The sequence below is a fragment of the Methylobrevis albus genome, assembly GCF_015904235.1.
GTDB classification, from domain to species: Bacteria; Pseudomonadota; Alphaproteobacteria; order Rhizobiales; family Pleomorphomonadaceae; genus Methylobrevis_A; species Methylobrevis_A albus.
The window spans coordinates 220,644-241,633 of record NZ_JADZLT010000056.1; the positions used below are offsets into that span (position 1 = coordinate 220,644).

Consider the following 20,990-nt stretch of genomic DNA (forward strand, 5'->3'; position numbering starts at 1 on the left):
CCGTCGGCCCACCCGCCGCGCTCACCGGGGCCCGGGCCGTGTGCAGCCCCAGGCTCTCAGTCGCACTTCGGGACCGGCAGCGGCTCCAGCGTCGCGAGCCGGCCGCCGATCTGGAAGTCGCCGTAGTCGAGGGTGAGGTCGTCGGACACCCCGTTCTCGTAGAGGTCGAAGGCGATGCTGTACTCCGGCACCTGGTCGCCGGTGGCGCCGATGTCAAAGTAGGCGACGTTGACCGGCCAGCGTTTCAGCCCGGCGAAGGCGGCGGCCGGGCCGCTCGGCGCGTCCATTTCCGGCGCGCTGATCATCGCCGTGGTGCGATAGGCTTCCTGGCCGGTGTCGGAGCCGTCGAAGATGTCGGCCTCGAGCACCCGGCCGCCCTTCTCCGCGGTCGCGATGATGTCGACGAGGTTGCCGGTCGGGAACATGGTGCCGGCGCCGAGGTCCACCGTCTTGCCTTCGGGCTGCTCGAGCTTGACGACGACGCCGTCGCCGCCCCGCGTCGCCGACCCCTTCACCTCCTGGCTGAGCACCTGGTTGGTGTAGGTCTGCGACAGGAACTGGAACGATTCGCCGCCCGGCGCCTCGTAGGTCGAGGTGCGCAGGTCGGTGACGACCTCCTGCTCGTCGTTGTCGGTGAACTCGAGCACGAAGCGGAAGTTGGTCGTGTAGCCCTCGCAGGCGGCGCCGGTGAACTCGAGCACCATCCGGCCGCTGAGGCCCGCGATGTTCGAGCGCTCGGTGGCGTCGGCGAGCGCGAGGTCGTAGATCGCGCGGTGCGGCAGCAATTCGGTGGCCGACGCCGCTCCGGCCGCGGCGATCAGGCCGATCGAGACGGTGGAAAGCAGCGCCCGGGAGGTTTTCGTCATTCAACTATCCTGCGTTCACGCTGCGGCATCAGGCGACGGCGCGGCGATCGACCCCCGCGGACCATAACGCAGTTGGACGCGGCGGCGTAAGGCGCCGCAGTGCAAAAACCATCACTTGCGGGCGCCGCGGCTTTCCGCCAAAACTGACGCGCCGACTGCCGCCGCCCGGTTCCATCCGCGGTCCTACCCCGGCGGCCTCCGCCACTTCTCGCCTTTTTCGAAGCAGGACATTGTCGATGACCGGAACCGTCGAAGCGCTCCTCGCGGAGCTGGGGCTGACGCTGCCCGCCGCCCCCGCCCCGGCCGCCAACTACGTGCCGTTCGTGGTGACCGGCAACCTCCTCTTCGTTTCCGGCCAGATCTCGAAGTCACCGACCGGCGAGGTGTTCACCGGCAAGCTCGGCACCGACCTCGGCATCGAGGAAGGCCAGGCCGCCGCGCGGATCTGCGCGCTGAACATCCTCGCCCAGACCAAGGCGGCCCTCGGCAGCCTCGACCGCATCACCCGCGTCGTGCGCATCAACGGCTTCGTCAATTCGGCGCCGGACTTCGGCGATCATCCGCAGGTGATCAACGGCGCCTCGAACCTGCTCGGCCAGATCCTCGGCGAGAAGGGGGCGCACTCGCGCTGCGCGCTCGGGGTGGCGAACCTGCCCTTCGGCGTCGCGGTCGAGATCGACGCCGTCATCGAGTTCGCCTGACGCCATGGCCCGACCCGACTGGCTGACGGCTCGTCCCGTCGCGCACCGCGGCCTGCACGTCGCTTCCGCCGGCCGGATCGAGAACACGCTGTCGGCGGTCGCCGCCGCGGTGGAGCGCAACTTCGCCGTCGAGATCGACATCCACCTCTCGGCCGACGGCGAGGCCTTCGTCTTCCACGACACCACGCTCGACCGCCTGACCGAAGGCAGCGGCCTCGTCGCGACGCGCACCATGGCCGAGCTCAAGGCCGTGCCGTTCCGGGCGACGGCCGACCGGATCCCGACGCTCGGCGACGTGCTGGACGTCGTCGGCGAGAAGGTGCCGATCTTCTGCGAGGTGAAGAGCTACGGCGGCAACGAGCCGTGGCCGCTGGTCGCCCGCGCCGCCGACGTGCTGGCGCGCTACCAGGGGCCGGTGGCGATGATGTCGTTCGATCCCGGCGCCGTCACCGCCATCCGCGACCTCGCGCCGGGCATCGCCCGCGGCATCGTCGCCGACGACTGCCGCGACGAGGAGGACTGGGCGGGCTTTGCCTGGACCACCCGCTTCTACCTGCGCAACTTGCTTCACCTGCCGAAGACCCGGCCCGACTTCGTCGCCTACTGGATCAAGGCCCTGCCCGCGGCCGCGCCGAACGCGCTGCGGGCGCTGGGCATGCCGCTGCTGACCTGGACCGTGCGCACGCCCGAGGACCGCGCCCGGGCGGCGAAGCACGCCGACCAGATCATCTTCGAAGGCTTCGACCCCGAACTCCCCTGAGCACCGTCCGCCATGCAGCGCAGGGCTGCCCTGCGCTCTTGCATTGCGGCATGAGTGCCTATGTTCATCGGGCTGGACGCGCCGGCGCTGCGTCGGCCGCGCGATGGAAATGCCGATGCCGCAAGAGATCGTGCTCAAGGTCGAGACCTCGCTCGCCGCCGTCGACCGCGACGGCTTCGACGCGGTCGCCAATCCCGGCTGGCACCGCGCCGCGGGTGGCAAGCTGGAAGACCGCGGTTCAACGTCGCCGTACAACCCCTTCGTCTGCCACGACTTTCTGACCGCACTGGAGATCAGCGGCTGCGCCACCGGGCGCTCCGGCTGGCTCGGCCAGCATCTCTTGCTGGAAGATCCGGAGGCGGGGCTGCTCGCCGCCGCGCCGCTCTATCTGAAAAACCACAGCCAGGGCGAATACGTCTTCGACCACGGCTGGGCCGACGCCTATGAGCGGGCCGGCGGGCGCTATTATCCGAAGCTGCAGCTCTCGGTTCCGTTCACCCCCGCGACCGGCCCGCGCCTGCTCGTCGGCGCCGGCAGCGAGACCGAGGCGGCGACGCGGCGGGCGGCGCTCGCGGCCGGCGTGGTGGAACTCGCGCGCCGCCACCGCGTCTCCAGCGTGCACGCGACCTTTCTGGAGACCGCCGACGCCGAGGCGCTCGGCGAGGCCGGGTTCGTTGCCCGCAGCGACCGGCAGTTCCACTGGACCAACGCCGGCTACGGGAGCTACGCCGACTTCCTCGGCGAACTCGCCTCGCGCAAGCGAAAGGCCCTGCGCAAGGAGCGCGAGGCGGCGCTCGCCGCCGGCATCGAGATCGAATGGGTCACCGGCGCGGACCTCACCGAGGCGCACTGGGACGCGTTCCACGCGTTCTACGTCGACACCGGCAGCCGGAAATGGGGCCGGCCCTACCTCAACCGGCGCTTCTTCTCCGAAGTTTCGGCGCTGATGGCCGACCGAATCCTGCTGGTGATGGCGAAACGCGAGGGTCGCTACATCGCCGGGGCGCTGAACTTCATCGGCTCCGACACGCTCTACGGCCGCAACTGGGGCTGCATCGAGGAACACCCGTTCCTGCATTTCGAGGTCTGCTACCATCAGGCGATCGATTTCGCGATCGCGCACGGCCTCGCCCGGGTCGAGGCCGGCGCGCAGGGCGAGCACAAGCTCGCCCGCGGCTACCTCCCCGCCACCACGCACTCCGCCCACTGGATCGCCGACCCGGGCTTCCGCGAGGCCGTGGCCGACTATCTGGTGCGCGAGCGCGCCGCCGTCGCCGCCGACGCGGAGGCCTGTCTGGAGCTCTCGCCGTTCCGGCGCGGGGACGGGTAAGCACGGTCACTCGCCGACCGAGCGGCCGTCGCAACCTACTCGGGCGCCCGTGCCGAACGACCGATCCCGGCCGCGGCGATGACCCAGAAGGCCAAGCCCCCCAGCGCACCGAAAGCTGCAACGTCCAGAAGAAATCTCAGGAAATACAGCCATCCCCAGATGGTTCGAACGCCATCGATGGTGGTAGCGTGTCCTCCCATCGACGAGCTGCCCGCGTTTTCTAGCATCAGATCCAATAACACCCAAGGTGTCACCGCAATGATCGCGCCGAAAGCTGCGCAATTTCCGATAGACGTTCTGGTTCTCTTTCTCAGGATCAGGAAGATCGGCACGCCGAGCGCAATTGCCGGCGGGTAGGCACCAAATGTGGCGTAGAAAAACGTCGACCTGAGGACCCGCTCGGTAATGCTCGGCATCCCGAAGAACATCGGTTGCATCCAGCCGATCGCCAACGCTGCGAACAGCGGAGCGAACAGGAAGGCAGCGACGATCCTCCACGCCGGAGGAGATGCAACGGAGGGTTCTTTCATCCCGCGATTGTACATGTCTCGACGTCCGGCTTCATCTGCAAACACGTGACAGGGATCGAGCCTGGAGTTCCGCCGCGACTTGAAGGCGAATATCTGACGGCTTAAACCTACAGCAACGTCAACGTTGGAAGCAGACAGCCACAATGGCCGACGTCACCATCCCCGATCTTTCCGACGAAGCATACCGCGCCCTGAATTTGCACGCAGCGCAGAACGATCGCAGCGTGGAAGCGGAAATACTCGCCATTCTGGAGGCGGCCGTGCGCCCGGAGGGCCGGTTGCGGCTCGGCACCGCCCTGGCGGCAATCGGACAGAAGCACGGTGTCAACAGCGCCGATATCGAGGCGCTCGAACAGGTGCGTGATCCCCGTGCCGCTGCGCCGATCGATCCGGGCTGACCAAGCATCGTGACCGCCCCCGCCCTTGCCGCGCGCACGCGCCCCGCTTAATCAGGGGCCAGCAACCGGAGGCCCTCGGCATGTCCTACGACGATCAGAACATCTTCGCGAAGATCCTGCGCGGCGAGATCCCGTGTCACAAGGTGTTCGAGGACGCCGATACGCTGGTGTTCATGGACATCATGCCCCAGAGCGAGGGTCATGCGCTGGTGGTGCCCAAAGCGCCGTCGCGCAACCTGCTCGACGCCGATCCCGCCGTGCTCGGCCGCACCATCGCGGTGGCCCAGAAGGTCGCGATCGCGGCGAAGGCGGCTTTCGCCGCCGACGGCATCGTCATCACCCAGTTCAACGAGGCGCCGGCCGGCCAAACGGTGTTCCACCTGCACGTCCACGTCATCCCGCGCTACGAGGGCGCGGCGTTGCGTGCGCATGGCGGCGGTGCGGCCGACCACGGCAAGCTCGCGGCGGACGCGGCAAAGCTGAAAGCCGCGCTCGGCTGAACGCCGGCTAGGGCAGCGTCCAGAGCATCGCGGCGAGCAGCAGGGCCTCGCCGACGAGGACGCCGACGATCACCTTGCGACCGAGGGTGAGATAGGCGGCAAAGCCGCCGAGCAGCGCGACGAGGCGCAGCAGCGCCGGCACCTCGGCGAGCATGCCTTGCGGATAGAGCACCAGCCGGGCGACGACGGCGGCGACCAGCGCCGTCGCCACCGCGCGCACCCAGCGCATCGTCTCGCTGTCCTCGTCGAGCCGCGTGCCGAAGGCAACGCCCAGCCAGCGCCAGATGTGCGTCGGCAGCGCGCCGGCGAGGATGACGAAGGCGAGGTGCCACCACGGCGCGTCGATCAGCGAATAGCCGGGCATCAGAGCCCTCCCCGCCGCCGGCGCAGCCGGTCGAAGCCCCAGGTGGCGGTGCCGCCGATGATGCCGGCGAAGACGAGATCGAGCGTCGGGTCGAGCGCGTGCATCGCAGGCAGCAGGGCAAAGCCGGCGACGAAGGCGAAGCGCTCGAGGTTCGCCCGCGCCGCGCCCCACAGCGAACATGTGAAATAGAGCGGCGTCAGGAAGAACAGCGCCGCGGCGAGCATGTCGGGCAGGCCGCCGATCAGCGCGTAGGCGATGATCGTCATCAGCGTGTTGAGCACGACCAGCGCCAGCGCGAAGCCGGCGAACCACGGCACCCGCGCCTCACGCGGCAGCTTCGGCAACTCGGCCATCGCCACCACCCAGGCGGTGACAGCGACGAAGGTGGAGAGTCCATAGAGCTGCCAGCGCGGCGTGTTCTCGCCGCGCAGCGTCGGCAGCAGCGCCACGACCATCGGCAACAGGCGCACCGAGCACAGCGTGATCGCGAGGATCGTCGCGCCCATCGACGCACCCGCAGCGATCGCGCCGACCAGCACCACCTGGCTTGGCAGCGCCCAGATCAGCGCCGTCATCACCGCGGCGAGTTCCATCGAGATGCCGGATTCGCGGGCGAGACCGGCAAAGCCGACCATCGCGGCGAGCAGGATCGCCGTCGGCACCGACACGACGCCGCGCGCGCCGCGCAGGAACCATCGACCGGCTGAGGCGGGGGGCACTGGCATGCCCTCTCAATGCCCGAAAGCGGCGTCGGGATAAACCCGGGGCGTGGGGATGGGAGGCATGCGGGGATCGGAGGCGACGCGGCGGAGTGCCGGTCTTCACCTCTTGACGAAGCTCCTCAGGTCGTCCAGCGCGTTCTCCGCAGATTCCCCGAAATACTCGTGTTTTTTCAGCTGTTTCAGCACCGGAATTACGGTGTCCCGACTGATACGTCGATGAATCCTGCCGAGATGGCCAAGGCAGATGACCGCGACACGGCGGAGTTGCCTGTCTCTGGTCTCGTCCGCAATCAGGTCCAGGAACAACGCTTCCGCCCATCGCCAGTCATCTTCGAAATAGGCGACCGACAACAAGGCCTCACAAGCGCGTTCGACGGGCTCATGCGCGAGAACCCGGACCGCTTCGTCGCGCTCTATGGGCAGCACTTGATGGTAAAGCACGATGAGTACCTTTAATGGGGACACCCGGGAGATGGTGTCTAGAGACGGCCACTGTACCCTTTAGGATGCAAGATGCATCATGGATAGGATCAACTCTTTATATTTAGATAACATTTTTCCACAAGATAGGACCTGTCAGTTTCAGCGAAAGTCGAAATGAGATACCGAACGATATCTTCCTTGGGATAGCTCTCTTTTCTGCGGAGATACTTCACATGCTGAACCAACCTGTGCTGGACCTCGTTCACATTGATCATCAAGGCGTCATCACCGATGACGAGCGTGAAACTGTCGTCCGAGGCGTCGTCACCGACCTGCTCCCGGGCATATGATTCCCGCCCGACGATGGTCAGCTCCCACGACAAGGCAAGGATCAGATCGATGAGCTGTTCGTCGCTCAAAGCTGTCAGTTGTGTGAAACCATCGTTCCCCATTCGTCTCAACCTTTCGATGGCTCGTTCCGGTGGCGTTTGTTCGGCAATCTTGCGATGCCGGTCTTTCATGTCTTGAGGGAAAGTGCCAAGGCGAAAATCGACAATATCCTGATGACGATCGACCAGCTTACGAGCATTGCAAAAGAAGCCAATGCTTTCGCGCGAAATTTGAAAATCGCGATAAAGAAAAAAGATGCAAGCTCCGAAAGGAGCAGAGCGAAAAATACTGAAATCACCACACTGCTTATTGAAACATTGTATTCCCGAATATAATTCAAATTAATTTCAAAACAGATAAAATTCCAAATGTAAGATGTAGCAACCACAATCGTCGAGAAAAATATAATAAGTATTATATCCTGGCGCAAAAACCTTGATCTGAAAAACAATATTGAACCGATAGCGGCAAAAATGCCAATCAGGTAATTTTCTGCGTCGTATATCAGAAACCGGAACCCTGACTTCCAAGACTGGAAAAGATCGTTTGACCAGATCTGATAAATGCCGAGCCAAACCACCATCAAAATAATGGTGACTGCATACCCGACCGCTCGTCTCATGGCGAACTCCTCAGTCGGATGTCCAATTGCCACTCGCTCGTCTCAAGGGGACCGGGAAAGCCGTCGTCCGCATCGTCATCGCGGGCAACCGCGTTGAACTCTGCTTTTCCAGCATCAGAATGTCTCACACTGCTTGCGTCGGATATACGAACCCCGGCCGGGATTGATTTTCACTTGCTTTGCAAGTCAGCCCTCGTGCCAGCCGGGGAGCGTGGACTTCCGATTGCTCCAAAGTCTTCATACGACTCGATCATAGCGAGAACGCATGTCTGGTCGATCGTCATTCCGATCTTAAAATATAGAGATGGATCTGACTGATAAGATACGTCCAGATGGGTCGATCCGGCCGCATAGACTGCGTGGCTCAACCGAGCAATACAAAATGTGATGCGTCGATAGTCCAGCACCGATTCGATTTTTTCGCTGAACTCTCGTCGACTCAAGTCTCCAAACTCGTCCAGTGAATTGTAAAAATCTCTGATGCTCTCCAGAAACAGAGCCATTGATCCCGGCGGCATCACGAAAGAATAGATCTTGACGATGCTGTCGGTGCTCTTTGCCTGCTCGCTCGTCCCGAGAAAAACGTTCCCCCCGTGGATCTCGAGGTCGAAGACCTCCATTCCATCTTGATCGTACCCACTCCACCAGCAGAGCACTGCCCTGCCGCTGCCGGAGGATGGGAGGCGCCAGACGAGCGGCCTTTGTTTGTCGGCGCTGTCGGCGTGCATGACGCCCCTCCCCTCACCCCTGCCGATGCAGCGGATACTCCGCAGGTCCGCCGCGGCCGGTCTGGCCGCGGTGGCGGAGGAGGTGGTCGGCGAGGACGATGGCGAGCATGGCTTCGCCGACGGGGACGGCGCGGATGCCGACGCAGGGGTCGTGGCGGCCCTTGGTGCGCAGGTCGACCTCGGTGCCCGTCGCGGAGATCGAGCGGCGGTGGGTGAGGATCGACGAGGTCGGCTTGACGGCGAAGCGGGCGACGACCGGCTCGCCGGTCGAGATGCCGCCGAGAATGCCGCCGGCCTTGTTGGAGAGAAACACCGGCTCGCCGTTCGGCCCGAGCCGCATCTCGTCGGCGTTTTCCTCGCCGGTGAGGGTGGCGGCGGCAAAGCCGTCGCCGATCTCGACGCCCTTGACGGCGTTGATCGACATCAGCGCCGAGGCGAGATCCTGGTCGAGCTTGGCGTAGACCGGCGCGCCGAGGCCGGCCGGCACGCCCTCCGCCACCACCTCGATCACCGCGCCGACGGAGGAGCCCGCCTTGCGCACGCCGTCGAGATAGTCTTCCCACAGCGCCGCCGTCACCGGGTCGGGGCAGAAGAACGGGTTGTCGTCGACGGTGGTCCAGTCCCAGCGCGACCGGTCGACCTTGTGCGGACCGATCTGAACCAGCGCGCCGCGGATGGTGACGCCGGGCAGGATCTTGCGCGCGACGGCGCCCGCCGCGACGCGGGCGGCGGTTTCGCGCGCGGACGAACGGCCACCGCCGCGGTAGTCGCGCACGCCGTATTTCATGTCGTAGGCATAGTCGGCATGGCCGGGCCGGTACTGGTCGCGGATGTCGCCGTAGTCCTTCGAGCGCTGGTCGACGTTGCGGATCATCAGCGAGATCGGCGTGCCGGTGGTGACCTGGCCGCCGGTGCGGTCGTCGGAAAAGACGCCCGAGAGGATCTCGACGGTGTCGGGCTCCTGGCGCTGGGTGACGAAGCGCGACTGGCCGGGCTTGCGGCGGTCGAGCCACTGCTGGATCTCGGCGGCCTCGAGCGGGATGCCCGGCGGGCAGCCGTCGACGACGCAGCCGAGCGCCGGACCGTGGCTTTCGCCCCAGGTCGTGACCCGGAACAGATGACCGAAGCTGTTGTGCGACATGGGGGCACTCGCGGAAAGCCGCCCGGAATTCGGGTTGCGAGCGTTCTATGGACTGCGTGCCGCCGCGTCAAACCGGACGGCATCGGCGGGGGCTCAGAACGGCGCCGGGCGCGCACCGGATGAGGGTGCGCGCCCGGCGGGACGTCAGGGGATCGGGCGAAGCCCGATCATCAGGGCAGCAGCGCCAGCGCGCTGGTCGCGCGCAGGCCGTCGCGGGCGGCGGCGCTGAGGCGGAGCTGGTCGATCACCTCGAGCCCGTCGTACTGGCCCATGTCGAAGGGATAGTCGGTCCCGTACAGCACGCGCTCCGGCCCGGCCCAGTCGACGAGGAACTGCAGCTGTTCCGGCCCGTGCAGGATGGTGTCGAACAGCAGCCGGTCGATCGACGCCGCCGGCGAGCCCTGCAGCTTCACCTTCGATTCCGTCCGCTCGGCCCAGCCGTGCACCCAGCGCGCCGCCTGATAGGGCGTGAAGCCGCCGCCGTGGCTGAGCACGATCTTGAGGCCGGGGAAGCGCTCCAGCACGCCGCCGAAGACGAGGCAGGCGGCGGCGATGGTGGTGTCGAGCGGATTGCCGATGAAGTTGTTGAGATAGTAGGAGCGCTGCCGGTCGAGACCGGCGACCTTCACCGGGTGCAGCAGGATGAACGCCTTCAGCCGCTCCGCCTCGGCCCAGAACGGGTCGAGCGCCGGATCGTCGAGGTTCTTGCCCTCGACGTTGGAGCCGATCATCGCGCCCTTCAGTCCGTCCTCGGTCATGGCGCGGGCGAGTTCCGCGGCGGCGAGTTCGGGCGCCTGCATCGGTACCGTGGCGATGCCGAGGAAGCGGTCGGGCATCGCCCGCACCCGGGCGGCGATCGCCTCGTTCTGGATGCGCGAGGCAGTGAGGCCGTCGTCGGGCGACGCGTCGTACATCACCGTCTGCGGCACCACGGCGAGCAGCTGCCGGGCGATGCCGTAGCGGTCCATGTCGGCGAGGCGGACGCCCACGTCCCAGCCGCCGCGCGGGAAGTTGCGATAGGGCGAGCCGTGGATCACCAGCTCGCCAAAGTCGCCGCCGGGCCGGTGCAGTTCGAGCCCGCAGGACGGGACCGCCTTCTGGATCGCCTCGAGCGTCTCGGGCTCGAGGATGTGGGCGTGGATGTCGAGAGAGTCATGGGTCATGCGGAACCTGTCCGTTCGGGGCGCGCCGCAGCGCTATCGGGGGTCGGGCCTCGAGCGCCGGGCTCAGGTCTCCGACATCAGCTCGTCGAGGGCTGCGGGCAGCGAGATCTCGGTGCCGCGGCGGGCGGAAAGGTCCATCGCCATGGTCAGCACCAGATTGCGGTGGCCGTCCTGGGCGGTGGCGTGCGGCGTCGGCAGGCCGACACAGAGCCGCTGGTACCAGGACACGGTCTCCTCGCGCATCGGCCCCCAGAGCTGGCCCATGTGCAGGTCGCCCGGCGGGTAGCTCGTCAGGAAGTCGACATGGCGCGGCGCGCCGGGCGAATAGCCGTCCGGGCTGTAGCCGGCGCCCTGGGCGATCTCCGAGGCGAGCACCAGGTCGCGGTGGGTGTCCTCGATGTCGATGACGCCCTTGGTGCCGACGATGCCGATCTCGAGGCCGTAGACCGAGCCCGGCCAGATTTCCGGCAGGCCCCAGCAGATGTTCATGCTGAAGATCGTGCCGTCGTTCATTTCGAACAGGCCGAACGTCGAATCCTTGGTGCCCCAGCGCGACAGCACCTTGTCGGTCGACTTGGCGTAGATCGAGACCGGCTCCTTGCCCTCCATCAGCCACATGCACATGTCGAGGCTGTGCGTGCCGGAGACGACCATCGGCGTCAGGTGGCGGCGGTTCTGGGTGCGGGACACGGTGGCGATCGGCACCATGCGGTTCATGAAGGCGCGGGTGACGACGGAGTGGACGTCGCCGATCTGGCCGGTGATCAGCCGCTCCTTGACGGCGAGGAAGCGGCGGCGGAAGCGCTGGGTGTAGCCGAGCACGGCGTCGACGCCGGCCGCCTCGATGCCTTGCAGGATCTTGAGGGATTCGAACGCGTCGGTCGCCAGCGGCTTCTCGATGAACAGCGCCTTGCCGCGCTCGGCGGCCGCCAGCGTCGGGGCGGCGTGGTTGTTCTCGTCGGTCGCGATGATGACGGCGTCGACTTCGGGACGGTTGAGCAGTTCCTCGAAGTCGGTGGTGAAGAAGTCCGCCTCGCAGTCGGTCTTCAGGCGTTCGCCGAGGTCGCGGTTGACGTCGCAGAGCCCGAGCCAGGCGATGCCCGGGTAATCGCGGGCGATGATCGCCCTGATGCGTCCGATCGTGCCGCAGCCGATGACGGCCAACCCGATCTGCTTGCCCTTCGCCATGCTCCTCCCCTTCCTGTTTCGGTGGTGCGGGCATCCTGGCGCGCACGTCGTTTTCTTGACCGGCCCCGGGCGGAGCCGACGGATGGGTTATAGTCCGCGGCCCAGCGGCGGCGGAAATCAGCTTTCGTGTTGGCGCCTATAAGATATTATAATACCTAGATTTTTCGGCTTTCGAGTTGACCCGCGGGTATTTGGCGCCCCTAATCGGAGCGCGGGCCAACGATCCCGCCCGGGGGCCCCGAAGCCCGACGTCAGACGAGGGCGCGGCGGCCATTCCCGGCGAACTGGGAGGATTGCCGGACATGGATCTGATGCTGACATCCCTGACGGAGGCGCTCCGTTACGGGCTCGATCCCTTCATGCTGCTGATCATCGCGGCGGGGGTGATCTGGGGCTCGGCGGCCGGCGCCCTCCCCGGGGTCACGTCCGTCATCGCCATCGGCGTGATGGTGCCGTTCACCTTCGGTCTCGCGCCGATCTATGCCGTGGCCTTTCTCGTCGCCATCAATGTCGGCGCGAGCTTCGGCAACTCGATTCCCGCCATTCTCGTCGGCCTGCCCGGCACGCCCTCGGCGGTGCTGACGGCGCTCGACGGCTACGCCCTGCACCGGCAGGGCAAGACCGGCCTCGCCCTCGGCGTGACGTTCTATTCGTCGGTGATGGGGCAGCTGCTGTCGGTGTTCCTGTTCCTGCTGATGGTGGTGCCGCTGTCGGGGCTCACCTACGTGTTCTTGTCGCCGGAGATGTTCGCGCTCTACTTCCTCGGCGTCACCGCGATCATCTCGATCACCAGCGAGAACATCCTGAAGGGCCTCGTCGCCGCGGCGTTCGGCCTGCTCATCGCCACCGTCGGCCGCGATCCCACCACCGCGGTCTCGCGCTTCGACTTCGGCTATGCCGAGCTTCGATCCGGCGTCGCGACGGTGCCGGTGGTGGTCGGCCTGCTCGCGGTCAGCGAGCTCTTCCGCTCCATGCGCCAGAACTACAACTGGAGCGCGCTGTCGACGAAGTTCGAGGCGAAATTCCCGTCGCTGAAGACGCTGTGGAGCGTGACGCCCGCCGTCGGCGTCGGCACGCTGATCGGCGGCGTGATCGGCGCCGTGCCGGGGGTGAGCGGCTCGCCGGCGGCGGTGATCTCGTACCAGCAGTCGAAGCTCTGGTCGAAGCACCCGGAGGAATACGGCAAGGGCTCGATCGAAGGCATCGCCTCCAACGAGGCGGCGCAGAATGCGGCGCAGGCCGGCGAAATGGTGCCGACACTCGGCCTCGGCATCCCGGCCGGCGGCGCCATGGTGATCCTGCTCGGCGCGCTGCTGATCCACGGCTTCGTGCCGGGACCGCTGATGATCCGCGAATCGCCGCAACTGCTGCACGCCGCGGTCGCCGGCCTGCTGCTCGCCACCGTCGTGCTCGCCTTCATCGGCTGGCCGATCGCGCTCGGCCTCACCAAGCTGGTGCAGGTCGACCGGCGGCTGGTGCTGGTGGGGGCGCTGCTCCTCACCATGATCGGCACCTACACGCTCGACCGCTCGACCTTCGACGTGGTGCTGCTGCTGATCTTCGGCGTCGTCGGCTACTTCATGCTGCGCTACGGCTATTCGGTCGCCGGGGCGTCGCTCGCCGCGGTGCTCGGACCGGGGCTCGAGAACAACCTCCGCTCCGGCCTCCTGCTGATGGACAAGGACATCGTCGCCTTCGTGTCGCGGCCGTGGACGGCGGGCATCCTGCTCCTGTCGTTCGCCCTGCTCGCCTACGGCACCTACGGCACCATCAAGCTCGCCCGCGCCTCCGGCCGCGCCAAGCGCGCCGCCCTCGACGCCCACAAGGCGGGCCTCGCCCGGCCGGGCTGAGGGACCAGAGCTGACGGCGGCACTTGCCGCCGCTCCACGACGAAACGCCCCGCGGGACACCGCGGGGCGTTTTTTTGCGTCGGGAAGGATAGCGACCCTGGCGCAGACGATGGGCGGGGTTGCCTGTCCTTACGTGAACGGGCCACCCGGGCAGACCGTGGCGCGCCGGGTCGGCGGTGGAAATCCAGTGGGGACGGCGCGGTCGGCACATCAATGCCGGGGGCGAGACCGCATGAAGCAGGAGAACCTCTCGGTCGTCTTTGCCGGGTTTGACCTACGGCTGTCCGGTTCGGCGAGTTCAGGCGGACGTCGGCTTTCTCTCCCTCGCGACCGTCATCACCGGCCTTGAGCCGGTGACCCACTCGCCGTCCCGAACGGGATGGCGTTCGCGGTGGAATTTTTTCGACCTATCAATCTCTTGGATTAAACGATCCCGCACGGCCATTGGGTCGTCGGGTAGAGCTCACTGCCGTTCGTTCTGGCGAATTTCGGCGGACGTCGGGTTTCTCAGCCTCGCGACCGTCATCACCGGCCTTGAGCCGGTGACCCACTCGCCGTCCGGAACGGGATGGCGTTCGCGGTGCAATTATTGCGAGAAACCAATCCCTTCGATCAAAGGATCGCCGCACGGCCATTGGGTCGCCGGGTCAAGCCCACTGGCGTTCGTGGGCGAGTTCCGGCGGACGTCGGCTTTCTCTGCCTCGCGACCGTCATCACCGGCCTTGAGCCGGTGACCCACTCGCCGTCCGGAACGGGATGGCGTTCGCAGTGGAATTACTGCGAGACATCAATCTCTTCGATCAAACGATCGCCGCACGGCCATTGGGTCGCCGGGTCAAGCCCGGCGATGACGATCGAGAGGGGGGTCATCGGAGGCGAAGTCCGGCGAGCCGCGTGTCCACACCGTGTCCGCGCAGGGCAACGCTGCGAAACATCCCGGCCAATCAACATATTGACCGGCTGGCAGCTGTCGAGGGCGCGCTCGGAACGGAAGCTCTCGGACCACCGCCCGGACGCGGCCGGCGCACAGCCCTCCCGACATGCCGAGGCGATCCGGACGGGGGTCCGGATCGCCTGCAGGCAGCCACGAAGGGTGTCGAGGTCAGGGCGTCGGCCCGGGCCGGGTCAGAGCATCAGCCCGAGCGAGCGCGCCAGCGGGTTGAGCGGGCCGAGCGGCAGGTTGAGGCTGAGGATCTGGGAGAAGGTGATCCAGAGCAGCAGGGTGAAGCCGAGCGGAAAGATCACCAGCTTGACGACGCCGCGCTCACCGAGCATCGCGATCATGGCGGCGCAGGCGAGCGGCGTCACGATGAGGAAGCCGACCGGGCGCAGCAGCAGGGCCCAGCCGAAGGCGATGGCGACGTTCACGAACGCCGTGCGGGCCGAGGCGGGATGGCCCGGTTCGTCCTCCATGCCTTCCGACACGACGAAGTTGCCGGGCAGGTCGTTCCATGTGCGCACTCGGCGCAGCGCCAGGACGAGCCCGCCGACGATCATGCAGCCGCCGAGGATGTAGGGCAGTCCGCGCGAGGTGAGCGGATCGGGGAAGTTGCCGATGCGGAAGCCGGTGGCGATCCAGACCGCCACGGCGCCGACCACGGCGATGGCGGCGGCCAGCGCGGTGTCGATCCGCTTGTCCATCAGGATGGTGAGTTCGTCGGCCTGATCATACACCGCGTCGGGATCGGGCAACCCGTGGAGGGGATCGGGGTGGATCGCCGTCACGGCCGGCGACTGTGCGGGCGCGACCGGCGCCCGCGGGGTTGGATGCGTCGTCATGAAGGTCCTTTTCCTCGCCGAAGCGGCAGCTGGAACGGACCGGCACCGCGCAAGACGGCAGGCGCGGTGCCGGGAGGCGAGCCCCTTGGGGCGGCGGCGTCAGCGGTCGTCGATGTGCATGCCGAGGGCGCGCACCACCGGGTCGAGGAAGGCGACGATATCGGTCTTCACCTTGTTCGCCTCTTCCGGACCGATGATCGCGAAGGTGAGCCCGGGGATGACGTCTTTTCGCTTCTGGTGCACTTCGCTCTCGGCGGCGGCCTTCAGCAGCGCATGCAGCCATTCGACGTGGGCGGCGGGCACGGCCTTCGGCACGACGAAGCCGAGGTAGAGGCCGAACGGCGCCGGCGGCAGGCCGGCCTCGGTCGCGGAGACGACGTTCTCGTCATCCGCCCACGGGGCGGGCACGGTGTCGCCCGTCACCATCACCACGTCGACGCGGCCCGACTGCCAGGCGTTGAGCGCGATGTCCGCCTGCGCCAGCGAGAAGTCGCCCTCGCCTGCGCCGACGATGGCACCGACCTGCGGATCGGTGGGCGCCGGCACCTTGTTCACCTCGAGGCCGAGCTGCTGGATGATCCACGACATGGCGAGGTCGTTGCCGGTGCCGACCTGGTGCGAGATGTACTTCACCTTGCCGGGGTTCGCCTTGATGTGCTCGACGAGCGAGGCGAAGGTCTTGCCCCAGGGCGCGTCCTTCTTCTGGATCAGCACGTAAGGAATGCGCTCGGTGCCGATGACGAGGTTGAGGTCGTCGAGGGTGAGGCCGGTGTCGGCGGTGATCGGCTCGACGAGGATGTCGGCGCTGCCGCCGGGGATCGTCATGATGATCGGGTAGTAGCCCTCGTTGCCGCCCTCGCGGCCCCCGACGTCCTGTACGGTGAAGAAGGTGCCGTAGGCCGGCGACGGTTCGTCGGAAACGAGGACGTCGACCGGCGAGATCGAACGCAGCGCTTCCTGCAGCGAGCGGGCGTAGATGCCGTCGCGGGTGCCCGGATCGTCGACGTTGATCAGCGTGATCGCGCGGTTCGGGAAGCCGTCCGCGAGCGGCTGCAGCTTGCCGTCCTTGAACTCGGGCTCGGCGAAGGCCGCGCCGGAGAGGGCGAGGGCGATCGCGCCGGCGCCGAGCCAGGCCGCAAGGCCTTGCCGTGAATTGGTTTTCATCAGGTTCCTCCCATTTATGGTTCTTGAAGAGCCGTTCGCAAGTCACCTCCTGGCCGCCACCCGCGTGCTGGCGCGCGCCGGGCAAACCTCGTCCGTTCACCCGCGCATCTCCTCCTGCGCGGGCGTCTTCCGACATGCGGCCGGATCCGGTTGCGGCCCCCTTGTCCCTGGTCCCGGGCGGGCGACGGCGATGATGACGGTCGATCGTGCGAGATGATGATAGGCCGACTGAGCCATCAGCCAGAAATCAGAGTTTCTGCTATGCCTCATCAGCGCCGACGATTGCCCATGTGCGCCGGCCGCCGAGAAAAACCGACATCCACCGCCGTATTCGGCACGCCGCTCGCGGCCGGGCTGGCAGGCTTTCTCGGGGGATCCGATCAATCTCCCGCGGTGGCTGTTGCAGAACACACTGGGAACGAGTAAACATTGTTCGTGTTTTGTACCGAATCAACCAAGTCCCCTCGCGGACGAGCCGACGCCGGCTTCCCTGGCGACGGCTGGTCCCGGCAGACGGCGCGATGGAACCCGGAACGATGTTGACCCGCAAACAGCACGATCTGCTGATGTTCATCCACGAACGGCTCAAGGAGACGGGGGTGCCGCCGTCGTTCGACGAGATGAAGGACGCGCTCGACCTGCGCTCGAAGTCGGGCATCCACCGCCTGATCACGGCGCTCGAGGAGCGCGGCTTCATCCGGCGACTGCCGAACCGCGCCCGGGCGCTGGAGGTGATCAAGCTGCCGGATTCGGTCGGCCCGGGCCTCGCGTCCAGCCGGCGCGGCTTCTCGCCGAACGTCATTCAGGGCGACCTCGGTCGCACACCGGCCGAAGCACCTCGGCCACGCGCGGCGGCCCCTGCCGAGAGCAGCGACAGCCTCGCCGTGCCCGTCATGGGCCGGATCGCCGCCGGCGTGCCGATCTCCGCGATCCAGAACCACTCGCACACGATCCAGATCCCGCTCGACCTGCTGTCGCACGGCGAGCACTTCGCCCTCGAGGTGCGCGGCGACTCGATGATCGAGGCCGGCATCCTCGACGGCGACACGGTGGTGATCCGCAAGGGCGAGTCGGCAGAATCCGGCGAGATCGTCGTCGCCCTCGTCGACGACGAGGAAGCGACCCTGAAGCGGCTGCGCCGGCGCGGCGCCTCGATCGCGCTGGAAGCGGCCAACCCGGCCTACGAGACCCGGATCTTCGGACCCGACCGGGTGCGGGTGCAGGGCAAACTGGTCGCGCTGCTGCGCCGCTACTGAGCGGACGCGGCCGGGGTCGACGGCGGTGGCTTGTCGGATTGGATGGCAGGTTCGCTGGGCGGGTCTGCCGCTTGGTCGGGACGTTTGTCTTTGCCATGCGCGGCGCGTCGTGGGGCCAGAGCTCTTCGGTGGACGGGGCGGAGATGCGCTTTGGCGAAGGGCCGGGCTGGCGCTGAGGCGTGCGGTCGGGGCCGGTGCTCAGCCGACCGGTCGGGGCTGGCATTGAGGCGTGCGGCCTCAGTTGGTGCTCAGCCGAGCGGCGGGGTCAGAGCGCCCGGCCTCGCCCTTCGAGACGGCTCGTTCCGGGCCTCCTCAGGATGAGGCCTCCGAGAGGTTTTTTGGTTTATCTGCAGGAGCTTAGCCTTTTCCCTCATCCTCCAGCCCTCTGATTTTCGAACGCGTGTCCTTTTCCCTCATCCTGAGGAAGCCGCGCAGCGGCTGTCTCGAAGGGCGAGGGAAAAGCCGGGGCGTTTTCGCGATACCAGCCCTCTGGTTTTCGGAGGCGTGTCCTTGTCCTTCGTCCTGAGGAAGCCGCGAAGCAGCTGGAAGGGCGCGTGAGACGCGGGTTTGCCCGCGCATCGTGCCCTGTTCTCGTCGGCGGAATTTCGGATTAGGCCGCCGGGCGGCACGGCGTGCCGGCGATCACGGCGGCTGCACCCGGCTTACGGCAGGCCGGACGCTGGGGTCCAGGGCCGCGGTTCGGCCGGGCGGGACCGGTCGATGATCTCGAACCTCGGCATCGCCCCCGGCAAGGCGCGCAGGGCCACGGCGCCGTGCTCGGCGAGGATCGTGCGGTCGATGACCGCCGCCGTGTCGGCGCACCAGCGCGGGGCGTCGAGCGGCGTCACCACGACGGCGTTGCGGCGGCATTCCTCCGCGAAGGCATCGGGCCTGCGCACCACGGCCATGGTGAACTCGGCAGGTCCGGTCTCCGTGGCTCCGCCGTCGTCTTGGCCTTCCCCTTCCCATTCTCCGGACCGAGCGCCGGGCGCCACGACCGCGTGATCGGCCGGGAGTCGGCCGGCGCCGGATCGTGCCCGGCCCCGCGCCGTTGCGTGAGCCTCGTCCCGCTCTTCCCGCATGATGCAGGCGGAGGGGTCGCAGCCGGTGCGGCGCGTCAGGGCGCGGTCGCCCGGCGCGCGCGGGTCACCAAAGGCGCGCAGCATCAGTTCGGTCTCGAGGCCGCCGGCGCGGCCGACGAGCACGAGGTCGCCGTCGGCGCCGCGCAGCATGACGCGGGTTCCGGCCCCGCTGACGAGGACGTCCGGTTCGCGCTCGCCGGCAACGAGCAGGATCAGCACCCCGGCCGCGAGCGGCGCGAGGCAGAACAGCCTCAGCCGGCCCGACCACAGCACGCACCAGAGGCCGGCCATCACGAAGGCGACCGTTGCGGCGAGCGGCGGGCCCCTGAGCACGCCCCCCGCCGGCGTCACGGCCGCGACCTCCTCCGCCGTCCACAGCATCGCCTCGACGCCCTGCCCCATCAGGATCAGCGGCCAGCCGTCGAGGCCGAGCGGCATCGCCAGGGCGGCGACGAGGCCGGCCGGCATGACGACGAAGCTGACGATCGGCGCGGCGACGAGGTTGGCGACGAGGCTGAGCGGCGCCAGTCGGTCGAAGTGATGCAGCGCGATCGGGGTCGTCGCGAGCCCGGCGATCAGCGAGGTCGCCGCCAGCCCGCCGACCCAGCGCGCCGCCGTGCCGAGGCCGCGCACGAGGGGCGAGGCGTCCGGCTCGGCGGGCTGGCGGGCGCGGCGGGCGGTCCACCATTCGAAGCCGGCGACCAGCGCGGCGACTGCGGCGAACGACATCTGCGCGCCGGGATCGAGCACCGCCTCGGGCCGCAGCAGCATCACCACGAGCGCGGCGACGGCGACGAGCCGGAGGCTGATCGCCGGCCGGCCGAGGATGACGGCGAGGAGAACCAGCGACGTCGTCACCGCGGAGCGCTGGGTGGGGATGCTGAGGCCGGACACCGCGAGATAGGCGAGCGCGCCGACGAGGCCGACGCCGGCGGCGATCTGTTTCACCGGCCAGGCGAGCGCGATTGCGGGGATGGCCGCGAGCAGCGCTCGCACAGTGCCGTAGATCGCCGCCGTCACCAGCGTCATGTGCAGGCCCGAGATCGACAGGATGTGCGAGAGGCCGGAGATGCGCATCGCCTCGTCGGCCTCGGGCGTGATGGCGCCGCGGTCGCCGACCATCAGCGCCGCGGCGATGGCGCCGGGATCGCCGGGCAGCACGCTGCGGATGTGCGCCGCGACACGGAAGCGGAAGCGCTCCAGCGCGGCGACGGCGCGCACGTCCCACGGTGCGGGCGGCGCCGGCGTCCACGCCGCGACGTCGCCGATCGCGAAGCCGTTGCCGGCGATGTCGAGAAAGTAGGCGCGGCGGGCGAAGTCGTAGCCGCCGGGCACCAGCGGGCCGGACGGCGGCTGCAGCCGGGCGCGCAGCGACACCGCGCTGCCGGGCAGCGGCGCGCTGCCGCCACGCACCGCGATCTGCAGGCGCTGCGGCCGATCGGCGGCGGCGTAGCCGGACACCGCCACCGTCCGCAGTGTGATTCGGCCGCCGTTGTCGCGCGTCTCGTAGCTTTCCACATGGCCGAGTACCGCCGCGGTGCGCGGCGCCTCCACCCGCGGCGCGTGGTGCCAGGCGGTGGCGAGTTTGGCGTGGAGAAACCCCAGCGCGGCGAGGAGGGCGAAGATGGCGAGGAAGCCCGGCGCGATCGTCGTCGCCCGGTGCCGGACCACCAGCGCCGCCGCGGCGAGCAGCGCGGCGACGGCGCCGGCGGCTGCGCCGGGCTCGCCCGGCCAAGCGAAATAGAGGAAGATTCCGGAAGCAAAGGCGACGGGAAACCAAAGGAAATCGCGACCGTTGCCAAGGTCGGCGGCGGCCTCGGCGGCGAGACGGCGGCCCTCGGCGCGCAGCAGGCGCAGGCGGCGATCGAGGCGCGCGACGGTCGGCGCGGGCAGCGCCCGGCGCAGGCCACCGCCGCGTTCGCCGCCGGCGGCGGCGCCATCCGCCATGCTGCGCCCTCCCCCGCCCGGGCTGCATCGCTGCCGGCCGTCGCAACGCTTTGCGACAGCGCCGCAGCCCGTGCTACATGACCGGC

Annotated in this window: 21 protein-coding genes; 7 read left to right on the plus strand and 14 right to left on the minus strand. The window is 67.8% G+C overall.

Annotated features, from left to right (window positions below; translation table 11 throughout):
* Positions 1-56: 56 nt before the first annotated feature.
* The gene (locus tag I5731_RS18405) at positions 57-866 is read right to left on the minus strand and encodes a cell envelope integrity EipB family protein (protein ID WP_197312874.1); all 810 of its coding nucleotides are present in this window, start codon (positions 864-866) and stop codon (positions 57-59) included.
* A gap of 236 nt (positions 867-1,102) precedes the next feature.
* Here I5731_RS18405 and I5731_RS18410 point away from each other — a divergent pair, with 236 nt between their 5' ends.
* The 3 genes from I5731_RS18410 (at position 1,103) to I5731_RS18420 (ending at position 3,657) form a co-directional block, all read left to right on the plus strand.
* The gene (locus tag I5731_RS18410) at positions 1,103-1,567 is read left to right on the plus strand and encodes a RidA family protein (RefSeq protein WP_197312875.1); all 465 of its coding nucleotides are present in this window, start codon (positions 1,103-1,105) and stop codon (positions 1,565-1,567) included.
* A gap of 4 nt (positions 1,568-1,571) precedes the next feature.
* Positions 1,572-2,327: a glycerophosphodiester phosphodiesterase family protein gene (locus tag I5731_RS18415; protein WP_197312876.1), complete on the plus strand. Its 756-nt coding sequence runs from the start codon at positions 1,572-1,574 to the stop codon at positions 2,325-2,327.
* Between the two features lie 115 nt (positions 2,328-2,442).
* On the plus strand, positions 2,443-3,657 hold the full coding sequence (locus I5731_RS18420) for a GNAT family N-acetyltransferase (RefSeq protein ID WP_197312877.1): 1,215 nt from the start codon (positions 2,443-2,445) through the stop codon (positions 3,655-3,657).
* Between the two features lie 35 nt (positions 3,658-3,692).
* Here the strand turns inward: I5731_RS18420 and I5731_RS18425 are convergent, their stop codons facing one another.
* The gene (locus tag I5731_RS18425; protein ID WP_197312878.1) at positions 3,693-4,202 is read right to left on the minus strand and encodes a hypothetical protein; all 510 of its coding nucleotides are present in this window, start codon (positions 4,200-4,202) and stop codon (positions 3,693-3,695) included.
* A gap of 128 nt (positions 4,203-4,330) precedes the next feature.
* Between I5731_RS18425 and I5731_RS18430 the strand changes: the two genes are divergently transcribed.
* Positions 4,331-4,585 carry a FitA-like ribbon-helix-helix domain-containing protein gene (locus I5731_RS18430; RefSeq protein WP_197312879.1) on the plus strand — a complete coding sequence of 85 codons (255 nt, stop codon included), beginning with the start codon at positions 4,331-4,333 and terminating at the stop codon, positions 4,583-4,585.
* Between the two features lie 80 nt (positions 4,586-4,665).
* Positions 4,666-5,085 carry an HIT domain-containing protein gene (locus I5731_RS18435; protein ID WP_197312880.1) on the plus strand — a complete coding sequence of 140 codons (420 nt, stop codon included), beginning with the start codon at positions 4,666-4,668 and terminating at the stop codon, positions 5,083-5,085.
* A gap of 7 nt (positions 5,086-5,092) precedes the next feature.
* Here I5731_RS18435 and I5731_RS18440 read toward each other — a convergent pair whose 3' ends face one another.
* From I5731_RS18440 to I5731_RS18480, 9 genes are all read right to left on the minus strand, one after another.
* Entirely contained in the window at positions 5,093-5,449 is a 357-nt protein-coding gene (locus I5731_RS18440) for an AzlD domain-containing protein (RefSeq protein ID WP_197312881.1), read from the minus strand.
* Positions 5,449-6,174, minus strand: a complete 726-nt coding sequence (locus I5731_RS18445) for an AzlC family ABC transporter permease (RefSeq protein WP_197312882.1) — start codon at positions 6,172-6,174, stop codon at positions 5,449-5,451. Before I5731_RS18445 ends, I5731_RS18440 begins: the two co-directional genes overlap by 1 nt.
* 96 nt (positions 6,175-6,270) lie before the next feature.
* Positions 6,271-6,612, minus strand: coding sequence for a hypothetical protein (locus tag I5731_RS18450; RefSeq protein ID WP_197312883.1), 342 nt, complete (start codon positions 6,610-6,612; stop codon positions 6,271-6,273).
* Between the two features lie 89 nt (positions 6,613-6,701).
* The gene (locus I5731_RS18455; RefSeq protein WP_197312884.1) at positions 6,702-7,115 is read right to left on the minus strand and encodes a hypothetical protein; all 414 of its coding nucleotides are present in this window, start codon (positions 7,113-7,115) and stop codon (positions 6,702-6,704) included.
* Positions 7,112-7,606 carry a hypothetical protein gene (locus tag I5731_RS18460; RefSeq protein WP_197312885.1) on the minus strand — a complete coding sequence of 165 codons (495 nt, stop codon included), beginning with the start codon at positions 7,604-7,606 and terminating at the stop codon, positions 7,112-7,114. Before I5731_RS18460 ends, I5731_RS18455 begins: the two co-directional genes overlap by 4 nt.
* Before the next feature lie 170 nt (positions 7,607-7,776).
* A complete protein-coding gene (locus I5731_RS18465; RefSeq protein ID WP_197312886.1) occupies positions 7,777-8,334 on the minus strand; it encodes a hypothetical protein in 558 nt (185 codons plus the stop codon).
* A 13-nt stretch (positions 8,335-8,347) separates the two neighbouring features.
* The gene (gene aroC / locus I5731_RS18470; RefSeq protein WP_197312887.1) at positions 8,348-9,475 is read right to left on the minus strand and encodes a chorismate synthase; all 1,128 of its coding nucleotides are present in this window, start codon (positions 9,473-9,475) and stop codon (positions 8,348-8,350) included.
* A 170-nt stretch (positions 9,476-9,645) separates the two neighbouring features.
* Positions 9,646-10,638 carry an amidohydrolase family protein gene (locus tag I5731_RS18475; protein ID WP_197312888.1) on the minus strand — a complete coding sequence of 331 codons (993 nt, stop codon included), beginning with the start codon at positions 10,636-10,638 and terminating at the stop codon, positions 9,646-9,648.
* Positions 10,639-10,701: 63 nt separating this feature from the next.
* The gene (locus I5731_RS18480) at positions 10,702-11,826 is read right to left on the minus strand and encodes a Gfo/Idh/MocA family protein (RefSeq protein WP_197312889.1); all 1,125 of its coding nucleotides are present in this window, start codon (positions 11,824-11,826) and stop codon (positions 10,702-10,704) included.
* Positions 11,827-12,128: 302 nt separating this feature from the next.
* On the opposite strand from I5731_RS18480, the gene I5731_RS18485 reads away from it, so the two are divergent.
* On the plus strand, positions 12,129-13,676 hold the full coding sequence (locus tag I5731_RS18485; RefSeq protein WP_197312890.1) for a tripartite tricarboxylate transporter permease: 1,548 nt from the start codon (positions 12,129-12,131) through the stop codon (positions 13,674-13,676).
* 1,125 nt (positions 13,677-14,801) lie between these two features.
* On the opposite strand, the gene I5731_RS18490 is transcribed toward I5731_RS18485, so the two are convergent.
* Positions 14,802-15,455: a tripartite tricarboxylate transporter TctB family protein gene (locus I5731_RS18490; RefSeq protein ID WP_197312891.1), complete on the minus strand. Its 654-nt coding sequence runs from the start codon at positions 15,453-15,455 to the stop codon at positions 14,802-14,804.
* Between the two features lie 99 nt (positions 15,456-15,554).
* Positions 15,555-16,619 carry a Bug family tripartite tricarboxylate transporter substrate binding protein gene (locus I5731_RS18495; RefSeq protein ID WP_197312892.1) on the minus strand — a complete coding sequence of 355 codons (1,065 nt, stop codon included), beginning with the start codon at positions 16,617-16,619 and terminating at the stop codon, positions 15,555-15,557.
* 536 nt (positions 16,620-17,155) lie between these two features.
* Between I5731_RS18495 and lexA the strand changes: the two genes are divergently transcribed.
* Positions 17,156-17,875 carry a transcriptional repressor LexA gene (gene lexA / locus I5731_RS18500; protein WP_197312893.1) on the plus strand — a complete coding sequence of 240 codons (720 nt, stop codon included), beginning with the start codon at positions 17,156-17,158 and terminating at the stop codon, positions 17,873-17,875.
* Positions 17,876-18,537: 662 nt separating this feature from the next.
* Here lexA and I5731_RS18505 read toward each other — a convergent pair.
* On the minus strand, positions 18,538-20,904 hold the full coding sequence (locus I5731_RS18505) for a ComEC/Rec2 family competence protein (RefSeq protein WP_197312894.1): 2,367 nt from the start codon (positions 20,902-20,904) through the stop codon (positions 18,538-18,540).
* Between the last annotated feature and the right edge of the window lie 86 nt (positions 20,905-20,990).

What these genes read in the sequence shown, in the direction of transcription:
- I5731_RS18405 (WP_197312874.1), bottom strand. Translation starts at nt 866, where the DNA reads ATGACGAAAACCTCCCGGGCGCTGCTTTCCACCGTCTCGATCGGCCTG.
- I5731_RS18410 (WP_197312875.1), top strand. Translation starts at nt 1,103, where the DNA reads ATGACCGGAACCGTCGAAGCGCTCCTCGCGGAGCTGGGGCTGACGCTG.
- I5731_RS18415 (WP_197312876.1), top strand. Translation starts at nt 1,572, where the DNA reads ATGGCCCGACCCGACTGGCTGACGGCTCGTCCCGTCGCGCACCGCGGC.
- I5731_RS18420 (WP_197312877.1), top strand. Translation starts at nt 2,443, where the DNA reads ATGCCGCAAGAGATCGTGCTCAAGGTCGAGACCTCGCTCGCCGCCGTC.
- I5731_RS18425 (WP_197312878.1), bottom strand. Translation starts at nt 4,202, where the DNA reads ATGTACAATCGCGGGATGAAAGAACCCTCCGTTGCATCTCCTCCGGCG.
- I5731_RS18430 (WP_197312879.1), top strand. Translation starts at nt 4,331, where the DNA reads ATGGCCGACGTCACCATCCCCGATCTTTCCGACGAAGCATACCGCGCC.
- I5731_RS18435 (WP_197312880.1), top strand. Translation starts at nt 4,666, where the DNA reads ATGTCCTACGACGATCAGAACATCTTCGCGAAGATCCTGCGCGGCGAG.
- I5731_RS18440 (WP_197312881.1), bottom strand. Translation starts at nt 5,449, where the DNA reads ATGCCCGGCTATTCGCTGATCGACGCGCCGTGGTGGCACCTCGCCTTC.
- I5731_RS18445 (WP_197312882.1), bottom strand. Translation starts at nt 6,174, where the DNA reads ATGCCAGTGCCCCCCGCCTCAGCCGGTCGATGGTTCCTGCGCGGCGCG.
- I5731_RS18455 (WP_197312884.1), bottom strand. Translation starts at nt 7,115, where the DNA reads ATGAAAGACCGGCATCGCAAGATTGCCGAACAAACGCCACCGGAACGA.
- I5731_RS18460 (WP_197312885.1), bottom strand. Translation starts at nt 7,606, where the DNA reads ATGAGACGAGCGGTCGGGTATGCAGTCACCATTATTTTGATGGTGGTT.
- I5731_RS18465 (WP_197312886.1), bottom strand. Translation starts at nt 8,334, where the DNA reads ATGCACGCCGACAGCGCCGACAAACAAAGGCCGCTCGTCTGGCGCCTC.
- aroC (WP_197312887.1), bottom strand. Translation starts at nt 9,475, where the DNA reads ATGTCGCACAACAGCTTCGGTCATCTGTTCCGGGTCACGACCTGGGGC.
- I5731_RS18475 (WP_197312888.1), bottom strand. Translation starts at nt 10,638, where the DNA reads ATGACCCATGACTCTCTCGACATCCACGCCCACATCCTCGAGCCCGAG.
- I5731_RS18480 (WP_197312889.1), bottom strand. Translation starts at nt 11,826, where the DNA reads ATGGCGAAGGGCAAGCAGATCGGGTTGGCCGTCATCGGCTGCGGCACG.
- I5731_RS18485 (WP_197312890.1), top strand. Translation starts at nt 12,129, where the DNA reads ATGGATCTGATGCTGACATCCCTGACGGAGGCGCTCCGTTACGGGCTC.
- I5731_RS18490 (WP_197312891.1), bottom strand. Translation starts at nt 15,455, where the DNA reads ATGACGACGCATCCAACCCCGCGGGCGCCGGTCGCGCCCGCACAGTCG.
- I5731_RS18495 (WP_197312892.1), bottom strand. Translation starts at nt 16,619, where the DNA reads ATGAAAACCAATTCACGGCAAGGCCTTGCGGCCTGGCTCGGCGCCGGC.
- lexA (WP_197312893.1), top strand. Translation starts at nt 17,156, where the DNA reads ATGTTGACCCGCAAACAGCACGATCTGCTGATGTTCATCCACGAACGG.
- I5731_RS18505 (WP_197312894.1), bottom strand. Translation starts at nt 20,904, where the DNA reads ATGGCGGATGGCGCCGCCGCCGGCGGCGAACGCGGCGGTGGCCTGCGC.